This window comes from Micromonospora sp. NPDC049374, assembly GCF_040677165.1.
Lineage (GTDB): Bacteria > Actinomycetota > Actinomycetes > Mycobacteriales > Micromonosporaceae > Micromonospora.
In genome coordinates this window covers 180,282-203,673 of record NZ_JBFAQH010000003.1, presented here as the reverse complement: position 1 = coordinate 203,673, position 23,392 = coordinate 180,282, and the positions used below count along the sequence as shown (strand labels likewise).

The following is a 23,392-nucleotide window of genomic DNA, read 5'->3' as shown; positions in this document are numbered from 1 at the left end:
AGCGTGACGGGACCCGTGGTGGTGGTCGGCGACACCCTGCTCGACCGGGACGTCGAGGGTGTGGTCAACCGGCTCTGTCCGGACTCGCCGGTGCCCGTGCTCGACGAGATCGCGCACGTGGATCGGCCCGGCGGCGCCGGGCTCTCCGCCGTCTTCGCCGCCGCACAGGGTGCCGAGGTGGTGCTGGTGACCGCGTTGGCCGACGATGCCGGTGGGGCCCGGCTGAGCGTGCTGCTCGCCGCCGCCGGGGTGCAGGTGTATCCGCTGCGGCTGGCCGGTGCGACCCCGGAGAAGATCCGGTTGCGGTCCGGGGGTCGGGTGCTGCTGCGCCATGACCGGGGCGGCGGGGTGGGGGAGCTGGGGGAGCCGGGCGAGGCGGTGTTGCGCGTCCTGGACCGGGCATCGGTGGTGCTGGTCAGCGACTACGGCCGCGCGGTGGCGCGGCAGCCGGCGCTGCGGGCGGCCCTGGCTTCGATCCGCGCCCCGCTGGTGTGGGATCCCCACCCTCGTGGTCCCGCCGCGGTACCCGGAGCGAACCTGGTCACCCCGAACGAGGCGGAGGTGCGGGAGTTGATGGAGGCCCCGGTCGGCGCCACCCGGCTGGCCACCGCCGCCGAGGGGGCGCAGCGGCTGCGGCAGCGGTGGCGCGCGGGGGCGGTCGCGGTGACCCTCGGTGCCGACGGCGCGCTGCTCAGCCACGCCGGGTCCACCCCGCTGATGGTCCCCGCCCCGGTGGCCGCCGAGGGGGACACCTGCGGCGCGGGCGACCGGTTCGCCGTCGCCGCCGGCCTCGCCCTGGCCCGTGGCGCGCTGGTCTCCGAGGCGGTGCAGGAGGCGGTGGCGGAGGCCTCGGCGTACGTGGCGGACGGTGGTGTGGCGACGGCGCTGCCGGCACCGGTGCGGCGTGCCCCGCAGGCGGTGCACGCCGCGGTGGCCGGCGACCGGGTCGGGGTGGCCGCGTCCGCCGCCGCGGTCGCCCGGGTCCGCGCCGCCGGAGGCACGGTCGTCGCCACCGGCGGCTGTTTCGACCTGCTGCACGCCGGCCACGTGGCGACGTTGCAGGCCGCCCGGCAGCTCGGCGACTGCCTGATCGTGTGCCTCAACTCCGACGCCAGCATCACCGGCCTCAAGGGGCCGGACCGGCCGGTGATGCGCCAGGACGACCGAAGTCGCCTGTTGGCCGCGTTGAGTTGCGTCGACGCGGTAATGATCTTCGACGAGCCGACGCCGGAGGCGGCGCTGTCCTGGCTGCGCCCGGACGTCTGGGTCAAGGGTGGCGACTACGCCTCCGGCGGCGGTGACGGTGACGGCCTGCCGGAGGCGGAGCTGCTGCGTCGGTGGGGCGGTCACACGGTGGTGGTGCCCTACCTGGACGGGCGCTCCACCACCGAGCTGATCGCCGCGACGGTCACCCGGACGGAGACGGTCCGGTGAGCGTGTCGGGTACCGGGCGGACGGTGCTGGTCACCGGCGGCTCCAGCGGACTGGGTGCGGCCGTGGTGGCGGCGGTGGCCGCCGCCGGTGGTCGGCCTCTGGTGCTGGATCGGCGGGCGCCGGCCGACGGGGTGCCCTGGATGGAGTGCGACCTGGCCGACACCCGCAGCGCCGAGGCGGCCACCCGCGAGTTGGTCGAACGCGTGGGCGGGCTGGACGCCGTGGTCACCGCCGCCGGCATCGACGTGCCCGGTCGGCTCGCCGACGTGCCCGGTGAGACCTGGGACCGGATCATCGCCGTCGACCTGCTGGCGACCGCGGCGGTGGTCCGGGCCGCGCTGCCGTTCCTGACGGCATCCAGGGGCACCGTCGTGACGGTGGCCTCGACCCTCGGAGTCAAGGCGGTCAGCGACGCGACGGCGTACTGCGCGGCGAAGTTCGGGGTGGTCGGTTTCACCCGGGCGCTCGCCGCCGAACTGGCCGGTACGGTCGGCGTCACGCTGCTCATCCCGGGCGGGATGCGGACGGCCTTCTTCGACGAGCGCGACCCGCAGTACCGGCCGGGGGCGGACGCGATCCTCAACGATCCGGCCGACACCGCTGCCGCGGTCATGTTCGCCCTGTCCCAGCCGGCCGGCTGCGCGATCCGCGAGATGGTGGTCTGCGCCGATCAGGAGACGTCGTACCCATGATCCTGGCGCTGCGTGCCCTCGGCGTCGGTGACCTCGTCACGGCGGTCCCGGCGTTGCGGGCGTTGCGGGTGGCGTACCCGGACCAGCAACTGGTGCTCGCCGCGCCCGCCTGGCTGGGGCCGCTGGTCGAGCTGGTCGGCGGGGTGGACCGGTTGCTGCCCACCGACGGCCTGACCCGGCTGGACCGGCCCGCCGGGCGGGTGGAGGTGGCGGTCAACCTGCACGGCCGGGGTCCACGGTCGCACCGGCTGTTGGCCGCCGTCCGCCCTGGCCGGCTGCTCGCCTTCGCCAACGCCGAAACGCCGCACGTCGACGGGCCGGAGTGGGACGACGAGGAGCACGAGGTGTGGCGCTGGTGCCGGCTGCTGCGGGGGTACGGGGTTCCGGCCGACCCGACCGACCTGGACCTGCGCCGGCCGGAGCCGGGCTTGGCGGCCGGCGGTGTCACGGTGCTGCACCCCGGCTCGAAGGAGCCGGCCAAACGCTGGCCGGCCGGCCGGTACGCGGCCCTGGCCCGGGAGCTGACCGGGCGGGGGCACCGGGTGGTGTTGACCGGCAGCGCGTCGGAGCGGGCCGGGGTCGCCCGCATCGCGTACCAGGCCGGGTTGCCAGCCGCTGCGGTGCTGGCCGGCCGGACGGACCTGGCCCAGCTCGCCGCGCTGATCGCCGGGGCGCGCCTGGTGGTCAGCGGGGACACCGGGGTGGCACACCTGGCCACCGGCTACCGCACCCCGTCGGTGGTGCTGTTCGGCCCGGTTCCGCCGGCGCGTTGGGGGCCGCCGCCGGAGCGCCGACGGCACCGGGCGCTCTGGGCCGGCGCGCGGGCCTGGCCGGCGTGGGACGGGGTGGGTGACCATCCCACGATGGTCGCCCTCGGTGTGGACGAGGTGCTGGCCGCCGTCGACGAGGTGGAGCGGGCGGTGCGGGTGGACCGTGCGGTTGCGGCGTAGCGATCCGGGTCGGCCGGGGTACCGGCGACGCCGACGGGGCGGGGGCTGGTCGTTCCTGGGCCCGCGCGGCGAGCCGGTACGCGACCCCGACGAGTTGGCCCGACTGCGTGCCCTGGTCATCCCGCCGGCCTGGCGGGACGTGTGGATCTCGCCCCACCCCAACGGTCACATCCAGGCCATCGGTGTCGACGCGGCCGGCCGTAAGCAGTACCTCTACCACCCGCTGTGGCGACAGCGGCAGGACGAGGCGAAGTTCGACCACGTGCTGGAGGTCGCGGGCCGGCTGCCGCTGCTGCGCGAGCGGGTCGGTCACGACCTGGCGGTACGGGGGCTGCGCCGCGAGCGGGTGCTGGCGACGGTGACCCGGCTGCTGGACATGGGCACCTTCCGGGTCGGCAGCGACCAGTACGCGGCGGGTGAGGATCCGACGTTCGGGGTGGCGACCCTGCGCCCCGAGCACGCCCGGCTCCGCCGGGGTTGTGTGCTGTTCGAGTTCCCGGCCAAGGGCGGCATCGAGCAGGTACGGCTGATCTCCGACCCGCAGTTGTGCCGGGTACTGACCGACCTGCGTCGGCGGCGGCGGGCGGCCGACCGGTTGTTCGGTTACTGGGACGGCCGGCAGTGGCGGGACGTACGGGCCGACGAGGTCAACGACTACCTCCGCGAGGCCAGCGGCGGCGAGATGACCGCGAAGGATTTCCGTACCTGGCACGCGACGGTACGGGCGGCGACGGAGCTGGCCGCGTTGGCCTCCGCCCGGTCGGTCACCGCTCGCCGTCGGGCGGTGGCGGCGGTGATGAGGCAGGTGGCGGAGTTGCTCGGCAACACACCGACGGTGGCCCGCGCCTCGTACGTGGACCCGAGGGTGGTGGATCTGTTCCACGACGGTGTGGTCGCCCCGGTGACCGAGGGGATCTCTCCGGAGCAGGCCGAGCAGGCGGTGCTGACCCTGCTCGCGCGGGCCTGACCGGGCGCCTCAACCCGCGTCGGACGGACCGTCGCCACCCGACCGGCCGGCTTCGCGGGCCGGGACGGCGGCCCGAGCCTCGATCATCGCTGCCACGCCGTCGAGGATCCTACCCAGCCCGAACCGCCATTCGAGGTCCGTGTCGTCGTCGTACTCGTCGCCCTCGGCCAGTAGCTCGTGGATCGCCGGGTACGGGCCGGGCGCGGTGACCGTGGCGAGGTGCTGCCAGTAGCGCAGGCCCACCTCCTCCGGGGTCTGCCCGGTCCGGGCGGCACCCTCGGCGATGTCGACGGTGAGCGTGGCCCAGCTGCGGGCGTATCCGCTGACCAGCATGATCGCGGCGATCCGCTCGCTGGCCCGCAGGCCGGTGCCGCGCAGGGCGGCGAGCCCGTACTCCAGCCAGCGGACCTGGTTGGGGTTGATCGGTGGGCCGCTGATCGGCACGTGCCGCATCCAGGGCTGTCGGCGCAGTGCGGCGACGTTTCCCTCACCCCAGCGGGCCAGCGCCGGTCGCCAGCCCTCGTCGGCCCCACGCGGGCGTGGGGGCGGGCCGTACGCGGTGTCCACCATGAGGTCGAGCAGGTCGTGCTTGGTCGGCACGTACCGGTAGAGCGACATCGTCGCCACGCCGAGTTCGCTGGCCACCCGGCTCATCGACACCGCCGCCAGCCCTTCGCCCTGGGCGATCTGGATTCCGGCGGCAACGACCTGGTCCAGGCTGAGGCTGCGCTTCGGACCACGGCTCGGGCGGTCGCGCAGGCCCCAGGCGAGCGCGACGCTCTCGGGCAGCTCGACGTCGGGTTTGTCCACTCCACCTCCCAGGCCGGCGTTGACCGCCAGCATAGCCTCTGCGTATGGTCTACGCAGAAACGCGTATGTCGTACGCAGATTCGTGGAGGTGTTCATGGTGAACGGACCGCCGTCGGTCGAACTTGTCGACCTGCGCAAGTCCTTCGGGGATGTGGTCGTGCTCGACGGGCTTACCCTGCGGGTACCCACTGGCGGGGTGCACGCTCTGCTGGGCCAGAACGGGGCCGGCAAGACCACCACGGTGCGGATCCTGGCGACGCTGACCCGGCCGGATTCGGGTACCGCCCGGGTCGCCGGTCACGACGTGGTGCGGCAGCGGCGGCGGGTACGCCGGGCGATCAGCCTCGCCGGCCAGCACGCGGCGCTCGACGACGGGCAGACCGGCATGGAGAACCTGACCATGCTGGCCCGGCTCGCCGGGCTGCGGGCACCCGCGGCCCGCGCCCGCGCCACGGCGCTGCTGGACCGCTTCGACCTGGCCGACGCCGCCGGGCGACGGGTGGTGACGTACTCCGGCGGAATGCGGCGGCGCCTCGACCTGGCGGCCAGCCTGGTCGGTGCCCCGTCGGTGATCTTCCTGGACGAGCCCACCACCGGCCTCGATCCGCGCAGCCGGCAGGGGCTGTGGGAGGTGATCGGCGAGTTGGCCGGTGCCGGGGTGACGGTGCTGCTCACCACGCAGTACCTGGAGGAGGCCGACCAACTCGCCGACCGGATCATGGTGCTGCACGGCGGTGGGCTCGTCGCCGAGGGGACGGCGAGCGACCTCAAACGCCGGTTCGGTGCCCAGCGGTTGGAGCTGACCTGGCGCGACGCCGCCGGTCTGGCCGAGGCGGCGCGGCGGTTGGGTGACCGGGTCACCCACCGCGAGCCGGCCCGGCTGGCGTTGTCCGTGGCCACCGACGGCAGCGCACCCCAGGTACGTCGCCTGCTCGACGAGGTCGATCCGGACCGGCACGGGGTGGTCCGGTTCACCGTCCGGGAGGCGACCCTCGACGACGTCTTCTTCACCCTCACTGGCCGTCCGGCCAGCCCCGAGCGGGAGGTGGCCCGTGTCTGAGCTGACCGTGCGGCCGATGCACGCCGCGGTGATGATCGGCCGTTGCGTGCGGCTGTCCCGGCGCAACGTCGACGCGCTGCTCACCTCGCTGCTGCTGCCGGTGATCCTGATGCTGCTCTTCGTCTACCTGTTCGGCGGGGCGATCGAGACCGGTTCGGCGTACGTGACCTACGTGGTGCCCGGTGTGCTGCTGCTCTGCGCCGGCTTCGGTGCGGCCGGCACGGCGGTCAGCGTCACCACCGACCTGACCAACGGGATGATCGAACGGCTACGCACGATGGACGTCGGCGCCACCTCGATCCTCGCCGGGCACGTGGTGGCGAGCGTGGCCCGCAACACCGTCTCCACGGTGCTGGTGCTGGGGGTGGCCGTGGCCATCGGGTTCCGGCCGGCCGTCGCGCCGCTGCGCTGGTTGGCCGCCGCCGGGGTGCTGCTGCTGTTCCTGCTGGCGGTGTCCTGGTTGTCGGCGGCGTTCGGCCTGCTGGCCCGGACCCCGGAGGCGGCCAACGGCTACACCTTCCTGGTGATGTTCCTGCCGTATCCGAGCAGCGCCTTCGTGCCGGTCGAGACCATGCCCAGCTGGCTGCGTGGCTTCGCCGAGCACCAACCGGTCACGCCGGTCATCGAGTCGCTGCGCGGACTGCTGCTGGACACCCCGGTCGGTACGGCACCGACCCGGGCGGTCATCTGGTTCGTCGGCCTGCTCGCCGTAGCGATGCTCCTGTCCGCCCTACTCTTCCGCCGCCGAATCGCCTAACCCCCACCCACCCCCACCCACCCCCCACTTCACCGAGTTGATCATGAGGTTAGCGGCGGTCCTGATCTCCGCTGGTGCCGCTAACCTCATGATCAACAGGGCTTACGGGGGGTGGGGGGTGGGGGAGGGGTCAGTCGTTGAGGATCTGGGAGAGGCGGTCGCGGAAGCGGCGCTCGGAGGGGCTGACCTCGGTGCCGCCCAGGCCGAGCACGCCGCCGGTGCTGGCGGCGCCGACGACCTGCTCGGCGATCTCCACCAGCCAGTGCCGGTACGCGCCCGCCTCGCCCTCGTCCACCTTGGCCGCCAGCAGCGCCGACGCCTCCTTGGCCCGGCCCAGCACGTCCTCGGCGTAGCCGCGCGGATCCGCGGGCTCGATGACCGGCAGCTCCTCACCGGCCTCCGGGTCACCGACCCGGGTGACGATCTCGCCGGCCACGGCGGCCACCAGCGGGCTGGCCGACTCCCGTCCGCCGGAGATGGTCTCCAGACCGGCGGCACCCTCGGCCATCGTCGCCTTGGTCCCGTCGGACTCGGCGGCGCTCGCCGCGGTGAGCACCGACTGTGGCAGGCCGACCAGCAGCCCCCACTCCTCGTCGGAGAAACCGAAACCGGTGTACGCCGGTTCTTCGATCACGACCCGCCCCTCCCGTTCGTCGTTCACGTCTTCGTCAGCCCTACCGCCGGCGGCGGTGCGGCCCGGTCTGGCCCAGCCGCCGGAACCGGCCGGCTCGACACGGTCCAGCCGCCGGCGGCGGCCGGCTCAGGTTAGTCCAGGGTGAGCAGACCCTGTTCGGACACCACGCTGACCGACAGCGTCTTGTACCCGACCTCGTCGAACAGGACCGTCATCCGATCCTCCTCGTAGCTGAGCACCAGGCCGGAGCCCCACTCGGCGTGCCGCACCTGGCTGTGCACCGGGAACGGGCCGACCGAGCCGTCGTCGGGCACGCTGGTGCCGGCGTGGCAGTTGTCGCAGTGCCCGCAGATCTCGGTCATCTGCTCGCCGAAGTAGGCAAGTAGCGTCTGTCCCCGGCAGGCGCTGGTCTCGGCGAAGGCCCGCATCATGTCGGTACGCGACCGGGTCAGGCTCTGCTGCCGTTCCGCCTCGGCCACCGCGGCAGCCGCCGCGTCGACCGGGGTGGGGGCGTAGCGGGGGGCGCCGACCCGTTGCCCCGCCGCCTGCTGAGCGGCGCCTACCTGCTCCAGCAGGGCGAGGTACTGCCCGAGCTTGCGGGGGCCGAGCCCGGTCACCTCGCGTAGCTCCTTGCGGGTGGTCGGTTCCTTGCGCAGCAACGCGGCCAGGTCGCGCAGCTCGGTGGCGTCGGGCAGGCCACCGCTGAAGTAGCGTTGCAGCCCGACGTCCTCGGCCTGCCAGAGCAGCAGGACCCGGGCCGGCTGGCCATCGCGGCCGGCGCGGCCGATCTCCTGGAAGTAGCTGTCCGGCGAGTCGGGCAGTGCCATGTGCACCACCCAGGCGATGTTCGGCTTGTCGATACCCATGCCGAAGGCCGAGGTCGCCACCATGATCGGCACCTGGTCGGCGAGGAACGCCTCGTGCAGCCGGGCGCGGGCGTTGGCGGGCATTCCGCCGTGGTAGTACTGCGCGGGAAAGCCCGCGTCGGTCAGCCGGGCGGACAGTTCCTCGGCGGCGCGGCGGGTGGGCACGTAGATGATGCCGGGTCGCCCGTCCTCGCGCAGCAGGGCGATCAGGCGCCGCCACCGGTAGTCCTCGGTGGGGCAGTGCGCCACCTCGAAGAAGAGGTTGGGCCGGTCCAGTCCGGACACCACGATCTCGGGCTTGCGTAGCCGCAGCCGGTCGACGATGTCGTCGCGTACCGGTGGGGAGGCGGTGGCGGTCAGCGCCACCACCGGTGGCCGGCCGATGCCCTCGATGAGCTGCCCGAGGGCCAGGTAGTCCGGCCGGAAGTCGTGGCCCCAGGCGGAGATGCAGTGCGCCTCGTCGATCGCCACCAGCGCCGGCTTTAGGTCCCGGACCTCGGCCAGCCGGTCGGGGTTGGCCAACTGTTCCGGGGTGATGAAGAGGAACTCGGCCCGCCCGTCGCGGATCTCGGCGATCGCCTCGGCCTGCTGGGCCGCGGTCTCGTCCGAGCTGATCCGGACCGCTCGCAGTTCCGAGCGCTGTCGCTCGTTGAGCGCGGCGATCTGGTCCTGCTGAAGTGCCAGGAGGGGGGAGATCACCACGGTCGGGCCGGGGATCAGGCTGGCCGGGATCTGGTAGATCGCCGACTTGCCGGCGCCGGTGGGCAGCACCACCAGGGCGTCGCGGCGGCGCATCACGGCGCGCATCGCGGCCAACTGGTTGGGCCGCAGGGCGGTCCAACCGAACAGGCTGCGCGCGGCTCGGCGCAACGACATCGAGTGCGTGGTCAGCTTCATCGAAGGCCGCAGGTACCCGGGAGGATCCGCGCCGAAACCCCGGTTGATCAGCGCACCCGGGGCAGCACCTCGCGCTGGTACAGGTCGAGCAGCCCCGGCCAGTTCGGTCCGGTGTTGGCGACGTAGACCTCGTCGAAACCGGCAGTCGCGTACGCGTCGATCCTCGCCAGGTGGGCGTCGGCGTCGTTGCCGCAGACGAACGCCTCCCGCATCGCCTCCGGGTCCACCAGCGTGGCGGCCTGCTCGAAGTGGCGGGGCGAGGGCAGGACCTGGAGCAGCTCACCGGGGATCGCCTCGGTCGGCCAGCGCTCGTACGCCAGCCGCATGCCCTCCTCGACCGTCGGCGCGTACGCGGCCTTGAAACCGGCCTGGCAGGGCTTGTCGCCCCCGCCGTTGTCCCGGAACCGGCTCACCAGCTCGGCGTCGGGCGTGGTGTTGACGAAGCCGTCGCCGATCCGCGCGGCCAGGTCCACCGCCTTCGGCCCGAATGCGGAGACGTAGATCGGCGGGGGCGTCTCGGGCAGCGTGTAGATCCGGGCGTGCTCCACCTGGTAGTGCCGGCCGTGGTGGTTGACGAAGCCACCGCGCCACAGCTTGCGCATCACCTCGACCGCCTCCTCCAGCATCTCCAGGCGGACGCCGGCCTGCGGCCACGGGCCGCCGAGGATGTGTTCGTTGAGTGCCTCGCCGGAGCCCACCCCGAGGACGAACCGGCCGGAGTGCAGCACCGCGCTGGTCGCCGCGGCCTGGGCGAGCACCGCGGGGTGGATGCGTACGGTCGGGCAGGTGACGGCGGTGGTGACCGGTAGCCGGCAGACCTGGCTCAGCGCGCCGATCATCGACCAGACGAAGGGGCTCTGCCCCTGGGCGTCCGTCCAGGGATGGTAGTGATCGGAGATCCACAGCGCCTCGAAGCCGGCCCGCTCGGCGGCCCGGGCCTGGTCGAGCAGCTCGGCCGGCGCGTACTCCTCGGTGGACAGGAAGTATCCGATCTTCATTTCTCCCCCTCGGGGCCGCCGCCTGTGCGGCAGGCGGTACCCCGGCGGGCGCCGGTCACACCCGGCGGGTGGTCAGCGGCGGAACATCGCGCGGATGGCGAGGAGCAGCAGCAGGCCGCCGACCACCAGGCCGAGCAGGCGTACGCCGGGGATGTCGGCCGGGCTCGTCGCGTCGGCCAGCAGTACGGGGTCCATACCCGCACTGTCGCGGTGCAGCGCTCCCAAGGCAACTGTAAGGTTTATTGACTATTGAGTGGCGCGGTGTGACCATGTCTGCACCGCCGGCTGGCGGGGGAGTCCACGGCGGAACACGCGGGGGTACAGCGCCGAATGAGCGAGCGGCAGCGAGCGAATCATCAACTCAGCGCGGCGGTGCCTCATGGCGGCACGCAGCGAAGCGGAGTGCCGGCATGAGCGAGCGGCAGCGAGCGAATCATCAACTCAGCGCGGCGGTGCCTCATGGCGGCACGCAGCGAAGCGGAGTGCCGGCATGAGCGATCGAGTCGAGCGCAACGGAAACCTGGCGACCCTGGCGGCTGCGGTCCTCCAGCCCGGTTTCGTCGGCACCGTCCCACCTGCCTGGATCTGCCGCTGGCTCGGCGACGGGCTCGGCTCGGTGGTGCTGTTCAGCCGTAACGTCGTCGATCCCGTGCAGGTCGACGCGCTGACCGCCGCGCTGCGCGCGGAGCGGCCGGACGTGATCGTCGCCATCGACGAGGAGGCGGGCGACGTCACCCGCATCGAGTCCGGCCGGGGCAGCTCCCGACCGGGCAACCTGGCGCTCGGCGCGGTGGACGACCCGGCGCTGACCGAGGAGGTCGCCCGCGATCTCGGCGTGGAACTCGCCGCCGCCGGGATCACGCTCAACTACGCGCCGGACGTCGACGTCAACTCCAACCCGGACAACCCGGTGATCGGCGTCCGTTCGTTCGGCGCCGAGCCGTCGCTTGTCGCCCGGCACACCACCGCCTGGGTACGCGGCCTGCAGTCCGGTGGCGTCGCCGCCTGCGCGAAGCACTTTCCCGGCCACGGTGACACCCGCGTCGACTCCCATCACGATCTGCCCCGCATCGACGCCGACCGGGCCCGGCTGCACGCCGTCGAACTGGCTCCGTTCCGGGCCGCGGTGGCGGCGGGCGTCCAGGCGGTGATGACCGGGCACCTGCTGGTGCCGGCCCTGGATCCCGACCTGCCGGCCACTCTGAGCGGCCGTATTCTCGGTGGCCTGCTGCGCGAGGAGATGGGCTTCGACGGAGTCGTGGTGACCGACGCGGTGGAGATGGGCGCGGTGGCCGACCGCTACGGTTTCGCCGGTGCGGCGGTGCGTGCCCTGGCCGCCGGGGCGGACGCGATCTGTGTGGGCGGCGAGCACGCCGACGAGGAGACGGCCCGGCACCTGCGCGACGCCATCGTCGACGCGGTCGTCGCCGGCGAGCTGCCCGAGGAGCGGCTGACCGAGGCGGCCAAGCGGGTCGGCCAACTCGCCGCCTGGACGGCGGCGGCCCGTACCGCCCGTTCCGCAAGCCCGGCCGGCGGCTCGGCTGTGGGACTGGTCGCGGCGCGACGTGCCGTCCGGGTAACCACCGGCGATGCCCCGGCCACGACGCTGCCGCTGACCGGCCCGGCGCACGTGGTGGAGTTCCAGCCGCCGCACAACATCGCGATCGGGTCGGAGACCCCCTGGGGGGTGGCGGCACCGCTGGCCGCCCTCGTGCCGGGCACCACGAGCGTCCGGCACGTCGAGCACTCGGTGCCGGCCGACCTGGCCGCCGACGCCACCGGCCGGCCCCTGGTGCTGGTGGTCCGCGACCTGCACCGGCACGCCTGGATGCGGGACGCGGTCGACCGGGCGCTGGCCGTCCGCCCCGACGCGGTGGTCGTCGAACTCGGTGTGCCCGCGCTGGTCACCGGCGCGGTGCACGTCGCCACCCACGGCGCCACCCGGGCCGCCGGTCGGGCCGCGGCCGAGCTGCTCGCCGGCGGTGCCGTCAGTCCGGGCTGGTGACCAGGTCGGCGTACTCCGGGTGGCGTTCGATGAAGGCGGCCATGAACGGGCAACGTGGCACCACCCGCTGCCGCTGCGCGCGGACCTGGTCCAGGGTGCCACGCATCAACGCCGAACCGACGCCCATGTTCTGGAAGGCCGAGTCCACCTCGGTGTGCGTGAAGATCAGCACCTGGTCGCGGGGCAGGTACGCGGTGAAGCCGGCGAGCGCGTCGTCGACCAGGATCTCGTAGCGGTGTTTGGCGGGATTGTCCTCGACCAGCATGCTCACCCCTGCATTGTCCATCGCCGGTCGGCCCAACCGGTCGGTTCGCCGGGGTCTCGTACGCTTGACGGCGTGACGAACCGACTCCCCGCCGGCAGGACCCCGCTCATTCCCACCCGTGGCACCCCCACCCGACTCGCCGGACTGCTGGCCGGTCTCGCGCTCGGCGCGGCCCTGCTGGCCGGTTGCAGCTCCGAGGGGGCCAGCACCGACTGCGGGCTGGACGCCTGCACGGTGACCTTCGACCGGGGCGTGGACGCCCGGGCCAACATCCTCGGCGTCGAGGCACGTCTGGTCGAGGCGCAGGACGACGTGGCCACCATCGAGGTCGGCGGCGAGCAGCTCTCCCTCACGGTCGGCCAGCAGGCGGCCGACGTCGGTGGCCTCGCGGTCACCCTGGACAGCGTCACCGACGCCGAGGTGAAGGTCCGCATCGCGCGTAACGGCGGCTGACGCGATCCGGGCGGCGGCCAGCACGTTTGGAAATCTTCGCGTTCGGAGATTGAGGCGCCATGTCTCTTACCCGGAACGCCGAAGCCACCGCCGCCCGTACGGCCGACAGCCGGTGGCTGGAACTCCTCGCCCGGGCCGGTTTCATCGGCTACGGGATCGTGCACCTGCTGTTCGGCTGGCTGGCGCTGCAGATCGCGTTCGGCAACTCGTCCGACGACGGCGACCAGTCCGGCGCGCTGCGTACCCTCGCCGCGCAACCCATGGGCCAGTTCCTGGTCATCGCCATCGCCGTGGGCATGCTCGCCATGGCGATCTGGCAGGCCCTCGAGGCGGCCGTCGGGCACCGCACCGAGCGGGGCAACGACCGGCTCAAGGAACGGATCATCTCCGCCGCCCGCACCGTCATCTACCTATGGCTGGCCTGGACCGCCTGGAAGGTCTTCTCCGACGCCAACTCCGACAGCGCTTCCCAGCAGGAGGGCCTGACCGCCCGGATGATGGAGTCCACCGGCGGCCGGTGGCTGGTCGGCCTCGCCGGCCTGGTGCTCCTGGGCATCGGCGTCGGTATGACGATCTACGGCGTCAAGAAGAAGTTCATGAAGCGGCTGAAGACCGGCGAGATGAACGCCAAGACCCGGCAGCTCGCCCGCCGGCTCGGCATGGCCGGATACGCCTCCCGGGGTGTCGCCTTCGCTGTCACCGGCCTGCTGGTCATACTGGCCGCGGTGAACTACGACCCGGAGAAGGCCCGTGGTCTGGACGCCGCCCTCCGGACCCTGCGTGACCAGTCGTTCGGCACCATCCTGCTCATCCTCATCGCGCTGGGTATCGCCGCCTTCGGCGTCTACTGCTTCCTCCAGTCCCGCTACCGCAAGGTATGACCTTCTCCTCCCCGGCCACCCCCGCGGTGGCCGGGGCCGGCAATCCAAGGCACCATTGCCCCTTTGCCGGATCTTGATCGCCCGTGCGCCGGACGTCACCGCCGGGGGCCGCCGTCGGGCCGGAAGGAGAAGCGACACGTGCACAGCTACCTCGGGACGGTCGTCGCCACGCTCGCCGCGGCGGCGATCGCTCTTGCCGTGGTCGAGGTGGTGCATCGTCTCACCCGCCGGTGGGGCCGTCGATCGCTGCTGCTGACCGAGTTGACCGAGCACGCGCACCGCTCGTTCCAGGTCGCCGCCACCGTGCTCGCCGTGCAGCTCGCCGTCCGGTTCAGCACCGGGTACGCGATCGGCACCGGCTGGCGCCAGGCGTTGCTGCACCTGCTGGTGCTCGCCGTCATCGCCGCCGTGGCCTGGCTGGTCGCCTCGCTGCTGGTGGTGGTGGAGGACACCGCGCTGGCCCGGTTCCGGGTGGACGTACCGGACAACCGGCACGCCCGGCGGGTGCGTACCCAGGTGGTGATGCTGCGCCGGGTGACGATCGTGGTGATCGTCGTGCTCACCCTCGGCGTGATGCTGATGACCTTCCCCGCCGTGCGGGGCATCGGTGCCGGCGTACTGACCAGCGCCGGTGTGGTCGGTGTCGTCGCCGCCCTGGCCGCGCAGAGCCTGCTGGGCAACGTCTTCGCCGGTCTGCAACTCGCCTTCAGCGACGCGGTACGCCTCGACGACGTGGTGGTGGTCGAGGGGGAGTGGGGCCGGATCGAGGAACTGACCCTCAGCTACGTGGTGGTCCAGATCTGGGACGACCGGCGGCTGATCCTGCCCACCTCCTACTTCACCAGCACGCCGTTCCAGAACTGGACCCGGACCGAGGCGAAGGTCCTGGGCACGGCCGAGTTCGAGGTCGACTGGTCGATCCCGGTGCAGGCCATGCGGGAGGAACTACGCCGGCTGGTCGAGAGCACCGAGCTGTGGGACGGCCGGGTCTGTGTCCTCCAGGTCACCGATGCGACCGGCGGGATGATCAAGGTTCGCGCGCTGGTGAGCGCCGCAAACGCGGGCGCGCTGTGGGACCTGCGCTGTCGCGTGCGGGAACATCTGGTGGCGTGGGTACGCGACCACCGCCCCACCGCGATGCCCCGACTTCGTACGGAGGTCGGCGACGGCGGAAGCGACCTGCCGTGGCAGTGGGTCCAGCCGCGGCACTCGGGGCGCCGCCGGGCCGAAACCGAGGTGCCCGACGACGCCCGACTCTTCGGTGGCAGCGACGACGGCCACGCCCGCAACGAGGCCTTCGTCGGCCCCGACGAGACCGTCGAACCTCGGGAGCCCGCCGAACCTCGCCGCTGACCACCTCGTTATCCACTCGGATGTGGAGGTTTGGCGCGGCGTTCGGCGGGGACGTGCTGCCCGACGCTTCTGCCCCCTTTTCGGGAACAGGATTGACGAGCGGCGACTCCGGGCATACAGCGCGGTGATGACGAGAGGGGGACAGCATGGCTGACGTGGCGAACGCCCGTACGTCCCACAACGGGCGTACGTCCCACAACGGGCGTACGTCCCACAACGGGACCGAGCCGTCCACCGCCGAACTGGTCCAGCGGGCGACCGAGCAGGTCTCGCGCCTGGTTCGGGACGAACTGGCGCTGGCCCGCGCCGAGCTGACCGAGAAGGGCAAACAGGCCGGTATCGGTGTCGGTCTGTTCGCCGGTGGGGGCGCCCTCGCCTTCTTCGGTCTGGGTGCACTGGTGACCGCCGCGATCCTCCTGCTGGCCCTGGTGCTGCCGGCGTGGGCAGCCGCCCTGATCGTGGCGGTGGCGCTGTTCCTGGTCGCCGGAGTGCTCGCGCTGATCGGCAAGCGTCGGGTCAGCCGCGCGGTCCCGCCGGTGCCCGAGGCGACCGTGCGCAGCCTGCGGGCCGACGTCGACGTGGTCAGCGCTGCGGTGAAGGACAGGGGACGGGCATGACGGGCAACGGTACGGGTGACACGGAGGCGCTGCGGGAGGAGATCCGGCGCACCCGCGTCGAGTTGGGCGAGACGATGGAGGCGCTGGCCGCCAAGGCCGACGTGAAGAAGCGACTGAGGTCCTCGGCGGATCAGGCCCGGGAGCGGGTACGCGAGCAGGCCGCGCTGACCGTCGCCCGGGTCCGCGCCCAATCCGGTCTCAACCACGAGCTGGGACGGAGTCGGCAGGGGCCCGCTCCGTTCATCGCGCTCGCGGCCGGTGCCGTCGCCGCCGCCGTGGTGTTGATGATCATTAGAGGGAGGCGTGCGTGAGCAAGGGAATCGGCAGGGCCGCCTACAAGCCGGTCGGCGTGCTGATGGGCTTCGCCGCCGGTGCGATCGCGGGCGCGGTCTTCCGCCAGGTGTGGAAGATGACGGCCGGTGACGGCGAGGCGCCCAACCCGACCGACGAGGACCGCCGCTGGGGTGAGATCCTCGCGGCGGCCGCCTTGCAGGGAGCCATTTTCTCGGTCGTTCGGGCTGCTGTGGACCGGGGCGGCGCGGTCGGCGTGCGTCGGCTCACCGGTCGTTGGCCGGACTGAATATCGGTGTCAAGGCCCTCTCACCAGTTGCCGGTGAGAGGGCCTTTCGCCTTGTCCCACCGCCTCCACCCGACGGATCCCACGCATCCGTCAGGTCACATGTCGGAGAATTTCGTCGGTTAGGTTGTGCAGAGTTTTTGCGTACGTGGTTAAGCTGTTCCACGCTGTTGAGAGATGGCGTGGGTTGAGAGAAGTCTCCTTCACCGGGGGCCGCCTCAGGCACCGCTGCTCGAAAACGGCCAACCGGCCGCACGGTGTGCTCGGCCGCCAGTTTTAGAAGGAGATACACATGGCGCAGGGAACCGTGAAGTGGTTCAACGCTGACAAGGGCTTCGGCTTCATCACCGTCGACGGCGGGGGTGCTGACGTGTTCGTCCACTTCTCGGCCATCCAGTCCAGCGGCTACCGCACGCTGGAGGAGAACCAGCGGGTGGAGTTCGAGATCGCCCAGGGCCAGAAGGGTCCGCAGGCCGAGCAGGTCCGCCCCCTCTGAGGCACCGGTCGGCGACCGTCGGCCACTGGCGAGGCAGTCCCCGAATCAGTGCGAAGCCCCGCGTCCCGACCGGACGCGGGGCTTTCCGCATCGTTGGCTGCGGTGTGGCCTCAGCGGCGGCTGCGGGCGCGTACGCCGAGCCAGAGCAGGGCCAACCCGACAAGTACCAGCAACGGTCCGAGTACCGCCCAGATCCGCTGGCCGGTCATCACGCTGCCCTCGACGTAACCGAGGCCCTGCACCGTCCACACCGCGCCCACGACCACGGCCAGCAGGCCGAGCGTGAGCCGAAGCCAACCGTTCATCGCGGTCTCCCTCCGCTGTGGCCCGTCACCGGACGGCCCGCCGCCGGGCGCACCGCTCACCATCGGTGGTGCACCTGGGGGCGGATCAGGTCGTCGTAGACCGCCGCCACCTCGGCCAGTTCCGCAGTGGACAGTGGTGGCTGGCTGGCCACGGCGGCGTTGCCGCGGGCCTGGGTGGCGTCGCGGGCACCGGGGATGACCACGGTGACGCCGGGTTGGTCGAGCACCCAGCGCAGCGCGAACTGGGCCATCGTGCGGTCCTCGCCCACCAGCGGGGCGATCCGTCGCACGGCGGCCAGGCCGGTGGTGAAGTCCACCCCGGAGAACGTCTCGCCGACGTCGAACGCCTCGCCGTGCCGGTTGTAGTTGCGGTGATCGTCGGCGGCGAAGGTGGTGTGCTCGTCGTACCGGCCGGAGAGCAGGCCACTTGCCAGCGGGACGCGGGCGATGATGCCGACCCCGGCGGCCGAGGCGGCCGGCAGTACCCGTTCCAGCGGCTTGTGGCGCAGCGCGTTGAGGATGATCTGGACGCTGGCCACCCCGGGCCGGGCGATCGCGGTGAGCGCCTCGTCGCAGGTCTCCACGCTGACGCCGTACGCGGCGATGCGCTTCTCGGCCACCAGGGTGTCGAGGGCGTCGAAGACCTCGTCGGCGGCGAAGACGGCCGTCGGCGGGCAGTGCAGCTGCACCAGGTCCAGCGTGTCCATGCCGAGGTTCGTCCGGGACCGGTCGGTCCACCGACGGAAGTTGTCCAGCGTGTACGCCTCGGGCGTCTGCGCCACCCGCCGGCCCATCTTGGTCGCCACGGTCAGCCCGGCGTCGGGGTGCGCCGCCAGGAAGCGTCCGATCAGCTGTTCGCTGCGCCCGTCGCCGTAGACGTCGGCGGTGTCCAGGAAGGTGACCCCGGCGTCGACCGCGGCGGTGAGCACCGCCATCGCGTCGTCCTCGGTCACCGTGCCCCAGTCGGCGCCGAGTTGCCAGGCGCCGAGCCCGACCACGCCGACCTGGCGATCCATGCGGGGGAACGTGCGTTGCTCCATACGGTGAGCCTAGTGACCCGGCTTGCCTCGGCGGGGGGCGGGCCGTACGGTCAACAAGACGGACGTACGGTTTGCGAGAGGTGGGGGTGGCCATGTGGGATCCGGCGACATATCTGCGCTACGGCGACGAACGGTCCCGACCCTTTCACGACCTGCTGGCCAGGGTGGGCGCCGACCGCCCCCGGCGAGTGGTCGACCTCGGCTGCGGCCCCGGCACCCTCACCGCCGTGCTCGCCGCCCGCTGGCCGGACAGTCGGCTCGTCGGCCTGGACTCCTCGCCGGAGATGATCGCGCGGGCCACCGCGCTGGACGTCCCGGCCAGCTTCCGCGTGGCTGACGTCCGCGACTGGCGTCCCGACCCGGACACCGACGTGGTGGTCAGCAACGCGGTGCTCCAGTGGGTGCCCGGCCACCGGGACCTGCTCGTCCGCTGGGCCACCGAGCTGCCGGCCGGTGCCTGGCTGGCGGTGCAGGTGCCGGGAAACTTCGACGCGCCCTCCCACCGGGCGCTGCGCGAGGTCGCCGGTCGCCCGCCGTGGCGGGCGGCGTTGACCCCGCTGCTGCGGGAGGCCCCGGTCGCCGACCCGGTCGACTACGCCGGGTCGCTGGTCGCCGCCGGCTGCACCGTCGACGCCTGGGAGACTACCTACGTGCACCTGCTGGCGGCCGGTCCCGACGCGGACCACCCCGTGCTGACCTGGCTGGAGGGCACCGCCCTGCGCCCGGTCCGGGCCGCGCTGGTCGCCGCCGGCTGGTCCGCCTTCCGGGCCGCGCTGGCGGTACGCCTCACCGAGGCGTACCCGGTGCGGCACGGCCAGGTGTACTTCCCGTTCCGACGGATCTTCCTCGTCGCCCGTACCGGTTTCGCCCAGGAGAACTCGTGACCGACCTGCGTACCTTCATCGCCGGACTGCCCAAGGTGGAGCTGCACGTGCACCACGTCGGCTCCGCCTCGCCCCGCATCGTGGCCGAGCTGGCCGCCCGGCACGAGGGGCGCAGCCCCGTCCCGGCGGACCCGCAGCTGCTGGCCGACTACTTCGTCTTCCGCGACTTCGCCCACTTCGTCGAGCTGTACCTCAGCGTGGTGGACCTGGTCCGGGACCCGGACGACGTCTGGATCCTCACCCACGAGGTGGCCCGGGAACTGGCCCGCCAGCAGGTCCGCTACGCCGAGCTGACCGTGACGCCCTACTCCCACGTACGGCGCGGCATTGCGGCACCGGCGTTCTGCGAGGCGATCGAGGACGCCCGCAAGCGGGCCGCCGCCGACTTCGGCATCGAGCTGCGCTGGTGCTTCGACATTCCCGGCGAGGCGGGCCTGCCGGCCGCCGAGGAGACCCTGCGGATCGCGCTCGACGAGCGCCCCGACGGGCTGATCAGCTTTGGCCTCGGCGGCCCGGAGGTCGGCGTGCCGAGGCCGCAGTTCAAGCCCTACTTCGACCAGGCCCGCGCGGCCGGGCTGCGGTCGGTGCCGCACGCCGGGGAGACCACCGGCCCGCAGACGATCTGGGACGCGCTGCACGAGCTGGGTGCCGAACGCATCGGCCACGGCATCTCCGCCGCGCAGGATCCGCGACTGCTCGCGTACCTGGCCGAGCGGCGGATCGCGCTGGAGGTCTGCCCGACGTCGAACGTGCGCACCCGGGCCGTGGCCGACATCGACGAGCACCCGCTGCGCCGGCTGGTCGACGCCGGGGTCCAGGTGACCATCAACTCCGACGACCCACCGATGTTCGGCACCACCCTGGACGACGAGTACGCCGTCGCCGCCCGGCTGCTCGACACCGGCCCGGACGGGGTGGCCGCGCTGGCCCGCGACGCGGTGACCGCGTCCTTCCTCGACGAGACCGGCAAGCAGCGGATCCTCGCGGAGATCGACAGCTACCTCGCCGGTCAGCGCGGCTGACGCCATCGCCCTCCGGCAGGTGCGGGGGGCGAGCACAGACGGTCAGCTCGGCCGCCTCCGGCCAGGTGGCGCGCGGCGGGAGGAGGTGTGGGGGGACCGTGTCTCCCGCCGCGCGCACTGCTCCACCGACCGAATGCGCTGGGAGCGATAGGCCGGTGGAACTGCTGGGTTCGCAGCGATCCTGTCAGTCGGACCGGTCGGGTGGAACGGGGTTAATTCGGATCTAAGAAAGACTTGTGCCGTCGCACAGCCCGAGGCGACCGGCCACGATCCGGCGGTCCTGGCCGTCAGCGGTCCGTCGGACGCTGACGGGGCCAGCGGCGTCCACCGGCCTTCTGCTCCCGGCCCTCCCGGGCCATCCGGCCCACCAGGCCGAATCGGCTCACCTGGCGCGGCGTCGCCTCCGGGTCGGACAGCAGCATCACCACACTCGCCCCGCCCAGGTGGGCCCGGTCGATGCTTACCGAGCCGTTGGCCTGCAACGCCACCCGCTTGGCGATGTCCAGCCCCAGCCCGGTGGAGCCCTGGTCGCTGGCGCCGCGCCGCAGGGCCCGGTCCGGGTTGGCGATACCGGGGCCGGCGTCGTCGATCCGGATGGCCACGTAACCGTCGCGGCGCGACACCGCCACCTCGAACGCGGTGCCCTGCGGGGTGTAGCGGAACACGTTGCCGATCACCGCGTCCAGGGCGGCGGCCAGCTCGGCCCGGGGCACCGGCGCGGGAATACGCAGTTGGGCACCGGAGACCCGGTGCGGGCGGTTCTGGTCACCGGCGAGAGCGGCCCAGAACACCATCCGGTCCCGGACCACCTCGCTCACGTCGCACGTCGCCGGGGGCGCGGCCTCGGTCGCCACCGCCTTGCGGGTGGTCTTGATCAGTACATCGATCTCACCCTCCAAGGTGACGATCGCCTGCCGGATCCGCCGAATGCCGCGCCGGTAGTCCAGCTCGGCCTGACTGAACGAGCCGACACTTGTGTCGTCGGACTCCAGTGCCTCGGCGTCCAACCGCAACACGGTCAGCGGGGTACGCAGCCGGTGGGACAGGTCCGCCACCAGCTCCCGCTCCTCGGTGCGCGCCGCCACCAACCGTTCCGCCATCCGGTTGAACGCGTGGCCGGCCTCGACCAGCTCGCGCGGGCCGTGTGGCTCGACGCGTACGCCCAGGTCGCCGTCGCCGATGGCGAGCGCCGCCTTGACCAGAGCGCGGCTCGCGTCGGCCGCGCGGGCGGCGAGTCGGTCCACCACCAGCATCGCGGCGCCCACAAGCGCGACTGCCACCCCGGCCAGCAGCAACCACCGGCCGCCGCCACCGGCGTCGAGCACAGCGTCCGGGACGAAGACCTCCACCACGGCGGTCCGCTCGCCCAGCACCACCGGATCCAGCCGCAGCAGCCCGCCGTCGATGTCGACGACAAGTGAGCGGCCCTGCTCCCGGGCCTGCTCCAGCTGCGTCGCGTCGGCCCGCCCGGCGGAGGAGTCCACGTCGAGCCCGTGCACGACCGGCCGGGTGGCCGGGTCGCCGCCGCTGGCCTCGATCGCCCGGGTCACCACCGCCGACTCGGTGCTGATCGCCAGCGCCCCGGTCACCAGCGCGCTGCGCCGGGCCGCGTCGGCGATCGCCTCCTCACGCGCCTGCCCGCCGAGGGTCAGCCCGAGCGGCACCAGGAAGGCCAGCGCCAGCAGGGTGCCCACGCCGGCCGTCAACAGGGCCAGCGCCCTTCTCAGTCCGGCGCCACCAGCCGGAAGCCCACCCCCCGCACGGTGCGCAGGTAGCGCGGCTTCGCCGCGGACTCGCCCATTTTGCGCCGTAGCCAGTACAGGTGAACGTCGATGGTCTGATCCTCGCCGACCGATGGCTGCCGCCATACCTCCTCCAAGAGCTCCCGCCGGGACACTACCCGGCCAGGGCGGGCGGCGAGATACGCCAGCAGGTCGAATTCCTTGCGGGTCAGCGCCAGCGCCGCGCCGTCGAGCTGGGCACTGCGCTCGCCGACGTCCACCCGCAGCCCACCGACGCTGTGCACGGCCGGCTGGGTGGAGCGGCTGGCCCGGCCCGCGCGACGCAGCACGGTGGTGATCCGGGCGTCCAGGTGCGCGCCGGTGAACGGCTTGATCATGTAGTCATCGGCACCGGCCCGGAGCAGCTTGACCACGGACTGCTCGTCGTCGCGGGCGGTGGCGATGATGATCGGCACGTCGGTGATGCCCCGGAGCATCCGCAACGCGTCCGAGCCGTCCAGATCCGGCAGGCCGAGGTCGAGCACCACCAGGTCCGGTGTCTCGGCGGCGACCCGGCGCAGCGCGTCCAGGGCGGTGCCCACCGCGTGTACGGCGTGACCCCGGTCGGTGAGGGAACGAAGCATCGCGCCGCGTACGACGTGATCGTCTTCGACCAGGAGGACGGTGGCCACCCAAGCACGGTACTCGGGGCGGCAAGTGCGGCGTCATTGCGGCCCACCCCGGAACCCGCCAAGCTGGGGCGACCATGACGTTCACCCTCTATCCGGACACCCGCCTGGCCCTGGCCCGGGACAGCCTCGCCGGCCTGTCGGTCGGCGACGCCCTCGGCTCCCAGTTCTTCGTTCCCGGCCGGCACGCCGCCGACCTCGCCGCCGATCGTCTCCCGCCACCGCCCTGGCAGTGGACCGACGACACGGAGATGGCCTGCTCGGTGCTGACCCGGCTGGCCGAGGCGGGCCGGATCGACCGGGACAGCCTGGCGCTCGACTTCGCCGGACGTTGCGAGCCCTACCGTGGCTACGGCCCCGGAGCGGTGCGCATCCTGCGCCTGATCCGGACCGGCACCCCGTGGCCGGTCGCCGCCGCGTCCGCGTTCGACGGGCAGGGGTCCTGCGGCAACGGGGCGGCGATGCGGGTTGCCCCGCTGGGCGCGTACTTCGCCGACTCGACCAGCCGGGTGGTCGCGCAGGCACAGGCATCGGCCGAGGTGACCCACGCCCACCCGGAAGGGATCGCCGGTGCGGTGGCGGTGGCGGTGGCCGCCGCGCGAGCCGCCCGGGCCCGGCTGGACGGCGACCGGCCGGACCCGGGTCGCCTGCTCGCCAGCGTCGCCGCCGCCGTGGACCCGGCGACCGAGGTGCACCGGGGCGTACGCCGGGCGGCGGGGTTGCTGGGCCGTCCGCTGCCGGAGGTGGTGGACGCACTCGGCAACGGATCCCGCGTCACCGCGCAGGACACCGTCGCCTTCACCTGCTGGGTCGCCGCCACCCACCTGAACGACTACCCGGCCGCGGTACGCGCCTGCGTGGCGGCGGGTGGCGACGTGGACACCACCGCCGCCATCGCCGGTGGGGTGGTCGCCGCGTACACCGGGGTCGCCACCGAGGGCGGCGTGCCCGCCGACTGGCTGGCCGCCCGGGAGCCGCTACCCGACTGGGTCGGCTGACCCGGACGCGCCGCGCCCGCC

27 protein-coding genes are annotated in these 23,392 nt (G+C 72.9%); 17 read left to right on the top strand and 10 right to left on the bottom strand.

The genetic code is table 11. From position 1 onward, the window contains the following. The first annotated feature begins 3 nt into the window (after positions 1-3). From AB0J93_RS06890 to AB0J93_RS06875, 4 genes are read left to right on the top strand one after another with little or no spacing between them, the layout of a single operon-like run. Entirely contained in the window at positions 4-1,434 is a 1,431-nt protein-coding gene (locus tag AB0J93_RS06890; protein WP_363918908.1) for a PfkB family carbohydrate kinase, read from the top strand. Beyond that, positions 1,431-2,126 (top strand): SDR family oxidoreductase, encoded by a 696-nt coding sequence (locus AB0J93_RS06885; protein WP_363918906.1) that lies wholly within the window; start codon positions 1,431-1,433, stop codon positions 2,124-2,126. The genes AB0J93_RS06890 and AB0J93_RS06885 overlap by 4 nt, the downstream gene beginning before the upstream one ends. After that, positions 2,123-3,076 carry a glycosyltransferase family 9 protein gene (locus AB0J93_RS06880; RefSeq protein ID WP_363918904.1) on the top strand — a complete coding sequence of 318 codons (954 nt, stop codon included), beginning with the start codon at positions 2,123-2,125 and terminating at the stop codon, positions 3,074-3,076. Before AB0J93_RS06885 ends, AB0J93_RS06880 begins: the two co-directional genes overlap by 4 nt. Next, positions 3,060-4,043 carry a DNA topoisomerase IB gene (locus AB0J93_RS06875; protein ID WP_363918902.1) on the top strand — a complete coding sequence of 328 codons (984 nt, stop codon included), beginning with the start codon at positions 3,060-3,062 and terminating at the stop codon, positions 4,041-4,043. The genes AB0J93_RS06880 and AB0J93_RS06875 overlap by 17 nt, the downstream gene beginning before the upstream one ends. Positions 4,044-4,052: 9 nt before the next feature. On the opposite strand, the gene AB0J93_RS06870 is transcribed toward AB0J93_RS06875, so the two are convergent. Continuing rightward, the gene (locus AB0J93_RS06870) at positions 4,053-4,853 is read right to left on the bottom strand and encodes a TetR/AcrR family transcriptional regulator (RefSeq protein WP_363918900.1); all 801 of its coding nucleotides are present in this window, start codon (positions 4,851-4,853) and stop codon (positions 4,053-4,055) included. Positions 4,854-4,947: 94 nt separating this feature from the next. Between AB0J93_RS06870 and AB0J93_RS06865 the strand changes: the two genes are divergently transcribed. Next, positions 4,948-5,913: an ATP-binding cassette domain-containing protein gene (locus tag AB0J93_RS06865; protein ID WP_363918898.1), complete on the top strand. Its 966-nt coding sequence runs from the start codon at positions 4,948-4,950 to the stop codon at positions 5,911-5,913. After that, on the top strand, positions 5,906-6,670 hold the full coding sequence (locus tag AB0J93_RS06860) for an ABC transporter permease (protein WP_363918896.1): 765 nt from the start codon (positions 5,906-5,908) through the stop codon (positions 6,668-6,670). The genes AB0J93_RS06865 and AB0J93_RS06860 overlap by 8 nt, the downstream gene beginning before the upstream one ends. 130 nt (positions 6,671-6,800) lie before the next feature. On the opposite strand, the gene AB0J93_RS06855 is transcribed toward AB0J93_RS06860, so the two are convergent. From AB0J93_RS06855 to AB0J93_RS06840, 4 genes are all read right to left on the bottom strand, one after another. Beyond that, positions 6,801-7,304, bottom strand: a complete 504-nt coding sequence (locus AB0J93_RS06855; RefSeq protein WP_363919460.1) for a hypothetical protein — start codon at positions 7,302-7,304, stop codon at positions 6,801-6,803. 131 nt (positions 7,305-7,435) lie between these two features. Beyond that, the gene (locus tag AB0J93_RS06850; protein ID WP_363918894.1) at positions 7,436-9,067 is read right to left on the bottom strand and encodes a RecQ family ATP-dependent DNA helicase; all 1,632 of its coding nucleotides are present in this window, start codon (positions 9,065-9,067) and stop codon (positions 7,436-7,438) included. A 47-nt stretch (positions 9,068-9,114) separates the two neighbouring features. Continuing rightward, entirely contained in the window at positions 9,115-10,065 is a 951-nt protein-coding gene (locus AB0J93_RS06845; RefSeq protein ID WP_363918892.1) for a TIGR03557 family F420-dependent LLM class oxidoreductase, read from the bottom strand. Between the two features lie 72 nt (positions 10,066-10,137). After that, a complete protein-coding gene (locus AB0J93_RS06840) occupies positions 10,138-10,260 on the bottom strand; it encodes a hypothetical protein (RefSeq protein ID WP_278181633.1) in 123 nt (40 codons plus the stop codon). A 295-nt stretch (positions 10,261-10,555) separates the two neighbouring features. On the opposite strand from AB0J93_RS06840, the gene AB0J93_RS06835 reads away from it, so the two are divergent. After that, on the top strand, positions 10,556-12,070 hold the full coding sequence (locus tag AB0J93_RS06835) for a glycoside hydrolase family 3 N-terminal domain-containing protein (protein WP_363918890.1): 1,515 nt from the start codon (positions 10,556-10,558) through the stop codon (positions 12,068-12,070). Here the strand turns inward: AB0J93_RS06835 and AB0J93_RS06830 are convergent. Then, positions 12,054-12,335 carry a GNAT family N-acetyltransferase gene (locus AB0J93_RS06830; protein ID WP_363919458.1) on the bottom strand — a complete coding sequence of 94 codons (282 nt, stop codon included), beginning with the start codon at positions 12,333-12,335 and terminating at the stop codon, positions 12,054-12,056. The two genes, AB0J93_RS06835 and AB0J93_RS06830, sit on opposite strands and share 17 nt — an antisense overlap. 108 nt (positions 12,336-12,443) lie before the next feature. Here AB0J93_RS06830 and AB0J93_RS06825 point away from each other — a divergent pair, with 108 nt between their 5' ends. From AB0J93_RS06825 to AB0J93_RS06795, 7 genes are all read left to right on the top strand, one after another. Continuing rightward, complete coding sequence (locus AB0J93_RS06825) at positions 12,444-12,788, top strand: hypothetical protein (protein ID WP_363919456.1); 345 nt, start codon at positions 12,444-12,446, stop codon at positions 12,786-12,788. Between the two features lie 59 nt (positions 12,789-12,847). Then, complete coding sequence (locus AB0J93_RS06820; RefSeq protein WP_363918887.1) at positions 12,848-13,669, top strand: DUF1206 domain-containing protein; 822 nt, start codon at positions 12,848-12,850, stop codon at positions 13,667-13,669. A 138-nt stretch (positions 13,670-13,807) separates the two neighbouring features. Continuing rightward, on the top strand, positions 13,808-15,022 hold the full coding sequence (locus AB0J93_RS06815; protein ID WP_363918885.1) for a mechanosensitive ion channel domain-containing protein: 1,215 nt from the start codon (positions 13,808-13,810) through the stop codon (positions 15,020-15,022). A 146-nt stretch (positions 15,023-15,168) separates the two neighbouring features. After that, a complete protein-coding gene (locus tag AB0J93_RS06810) occupies positions 15,169-15,639 on the top strand; it encodes a phage holin family protein (RefSeq protein ID WP_363918883.1) in 471 nt (156 codons plus the stop codon). Beyond that, entirely contained in the window at positions 15,636-15,950 is a 315-nt protein-coding gene (locus tag AB0J93_RS06805; protein ID WP_363918881.1) for a DUF3618 domain-containing protein, read from the top strand. The genes AB0J93_RS06810 and AB0J93_RS06805 overlap by 4 nt, the downstream gene beginning before the upstream one ends. Further along, positions 15,947-16,219, top strand: a complete 273-nt coding sequence (locus tag AB0J93_RS06800) for a DUF4235 domain-containing protein (protein WP_363918879.1) — start codon at positions 15,947-15,949, stop codon at positions 16,217-16,219. Before AB0J93_RS06805 ends, AB0J93_RS06800 begins: the two co-directional genes overlap by 4 nt. 289 nt (positions 16,220-16,508) lie before the next feature. Then, positions 16,509-16,712, top strand: coding sequence for a cold-shock protein (locus AB0J93_RS06795; protein WP_013732668.1), 204 nt, complete (start codon positions 16,509-16,511; stop codon positions 16,710-16,712). Between the two features lie 110 nt (positions 16,713-16,822). Here AB0J93_RS06795 and AB0J93_RS06790 read toward each other — a convergent pair whose 3' ends face one another. Together AB0J93_RS06790 and AB0J93_RS06785 are read right to left on the bottom strand one after the other, a co-directional pair. After that, positions 16,823-17,017, bottom strand: a complete 195-nt coding sequence (locus AB0J93_RS06790) for a hypothetical protein (RefSeq protein ID WP_363918877.1) — start codon at positions 17,015-17,017, stop codon at positions 16,823-16,825. A gap of 56 nt (positions 17,018-17,073) precedes the next feature. Next, entirely contained in the window at positions 17,074-18,057 is a 984-nt protein-coding gene (locus AB0J93_RS06785) for an aldo/keto reductase (RefSeq protein WP_363918875.1), read from the bottom strand. Between the two features lie 92 nt (positions 18,058-18,149). Between AB0J93_RS06785 and AB0J93_RS06780 the strand changes: the two genes are divergently transcribed. After that, the gene (locus AB0J93_RS06780; protein WP_363919454.1) at positions 18,150-18,941 is read left to right on the top strand and encodes a trans-aconitate 2-methyltransferase; all 792 of its coding nucleotides are present in this window, start codon (positions 18,150-18,152) and stop codon (positions 18,939-18,941) included. Then, positions 18,938-19,963: an adenosine deaminase gene (locus tag AB0J93_RS06775; RefSeq protein ID WP_363918873.1), complete on the top strand. Its 1,026-nt coding sequence runs from the start codon at positions 18,938-18,940 to the stop codon at positions 19,961-19,963. The genes AB0J93_RS06780 and AB0J93_RS06775 overlap by 4 nt, the downstream gene beginning before the upstream one ends. 287 nt (positions 19,964-20,250) lie before the next feature. Here AB0J93_RS06775 and AB0J93_RS06770 read toward each other — a convergent pair whose 3' ends face one another. Both AB0J93_RS06770 and AB0J93_RS06765 read right to left on the bottom strand, forming a co-directional pair. Next, positions 20,251-21,669, bottom strand: coding sequence for a HAMP domain-containing sensor histidine kinase (locus AB0J93_RS06770; RefSeq protein WP_363918871.1), 1,419 nt, complete (start codon positions 21,667-21,669; stop codon positions 20,251-20,253). Between the two features lie 17 nt (positions 21,670-21,686). Next, on the bottom strand, positions 21,687-22,376 hold the full coding sequence (locus AB0J93_RS06765; RefSeq protein ID WP_363918869.1) for a response regulator transcription factor: 690 nt from the start codon (positions 22,374-22,376) through the stop codon (positions 21,687-21,689). A gap of 74 nt (positions 22,377-22,450) precedes the next feature. On the opposite strand from AB0J93_RS06765, the gene AB0J93_RS06760 reads away from it, so the two are divergent. Continuing rightward, a complete protein-coding gene (locus tag AB0J93_RS06760; protein ID WP_363918867.1) occupies positions 22,451-23,371 on the top strand; it encodes an ADP-ribosylglycohydrolase family protein in 921 nt (306 codons plus the stop codon). Positions 23,372-23,392 lie beyond the last annotated feature (21 nt).

Excerpts from the sequence above, each read along its gene's own strand:
- AB0J93_RS06880 (WP_363918904.1), top strand. The coding sequence starts at position 2,123 with ATGATCCTGGCGCTGCGTGCCCTCGGCGTCGGTGACCTCGTCACGGCG.
- AB0J93_RS06865 (WP_363918898.1), top strand. The coding sequence starts at position 4,948 with ATGGTGAACGGACCGCCGTCGGTCGAACTTGTCGACCTGCGCAAGTCC.
- AB0J93_RS06850 (WP_363918894.1), bottom strand. The coding sequence starts at position 9,067 with ATGAAGCTGACCACGCACTCGATGTCGTTGCGCCGAGCCGCGCGCAGC.
- AB0J93_RS06845 (WP_363918892.1), bottom strand. The coding sequence starts at position 10,065 with ATGAAGATCGGATACTTCCTGTCCACCGAGGAGTACGCGCCGGCCGAG.
- AB0J93_RS06840 (WP_278181633.1), bottom strand. The coding sequence starts at position 10,260 with ATGGACCCCGTACTGCTGGCCGACGCGACGAGCCCGGCCGACATCCCC.
- AB0J93_RS06835 (WP_363918890.1), top strand. The coding sequence starts at position 10,556 with ATGAGCGATCGAGTCGAGCGCAACGGAAACCTGGCGACCCTGGCGGCT.
- AB0J93_RS06830 (WP_363919458.1), bottom strand. The coding sequence starts at position 12,335 with ATGCTGGTCGAGGACAATCCCGCCAAACACCGCTACGAGATCCTGGTC.
- AB0J93_RS06820 (WP_363918887.1), top strand. The coding sequence starts at position 12,848 with ATGTCTCTTACCCGGAACGCCGAAGCCACCGCCGCCCGTACGGCCGAC.
- AB0J93_RS06810 (WP_363918883.1), top strand. The coding sequence starts at position 15,169 with ATGGCTGACGTGGCGAACGCCCGTACGTCCCACAACGGGCGTACGTCC.
- AB0J93_RS06805 (WP_363918881.1), top strand. The coding sequence starts at position 15,636 with ATGACGGGCAACGGTACGGGTGACACGGAGGCGCTGCGGGAGGAGATC.
- AB0J93_RS06795 (WP_013732668.1), top strand. The coding sequence starts at position 16,509 with ATGGCGCAGGGAACCGTGAAGTGGTTCAACGCTGACAAGGGCTTCGGC.
- AB0J93_RS06790 (WP_363918877.1), bottom strand. The coding sequence starts at position 17,017 with ATGAACGGTTGGCTTCGGCTCACGCTCGGCCTGCTGGCCGTGGTCGTG.
- AB0J93_RS06785 (WP_363918875.1), bottom strand. The coding sequence starts at position 18,057 with ATGGAGCAACGCACGTTCCCCCGCATGGATCGCCAGGTCGGCGTGGTC.
- AB0J93_RS06780 (WP_363919454.1), top strand. The coding sequence starts at position 18,150 with ATGTGGGATCCGGCGACATATCTGCGCTACGGCGACGAACGGTCCCGA.
- AB0J93_RS06760 (WP_363918867.1), top strand. The coding sequence starts at position 22,451 with ATGACGTTCACCCTCTATCCGGACACCCGCCTGGCCCTGGCCCGGGAC.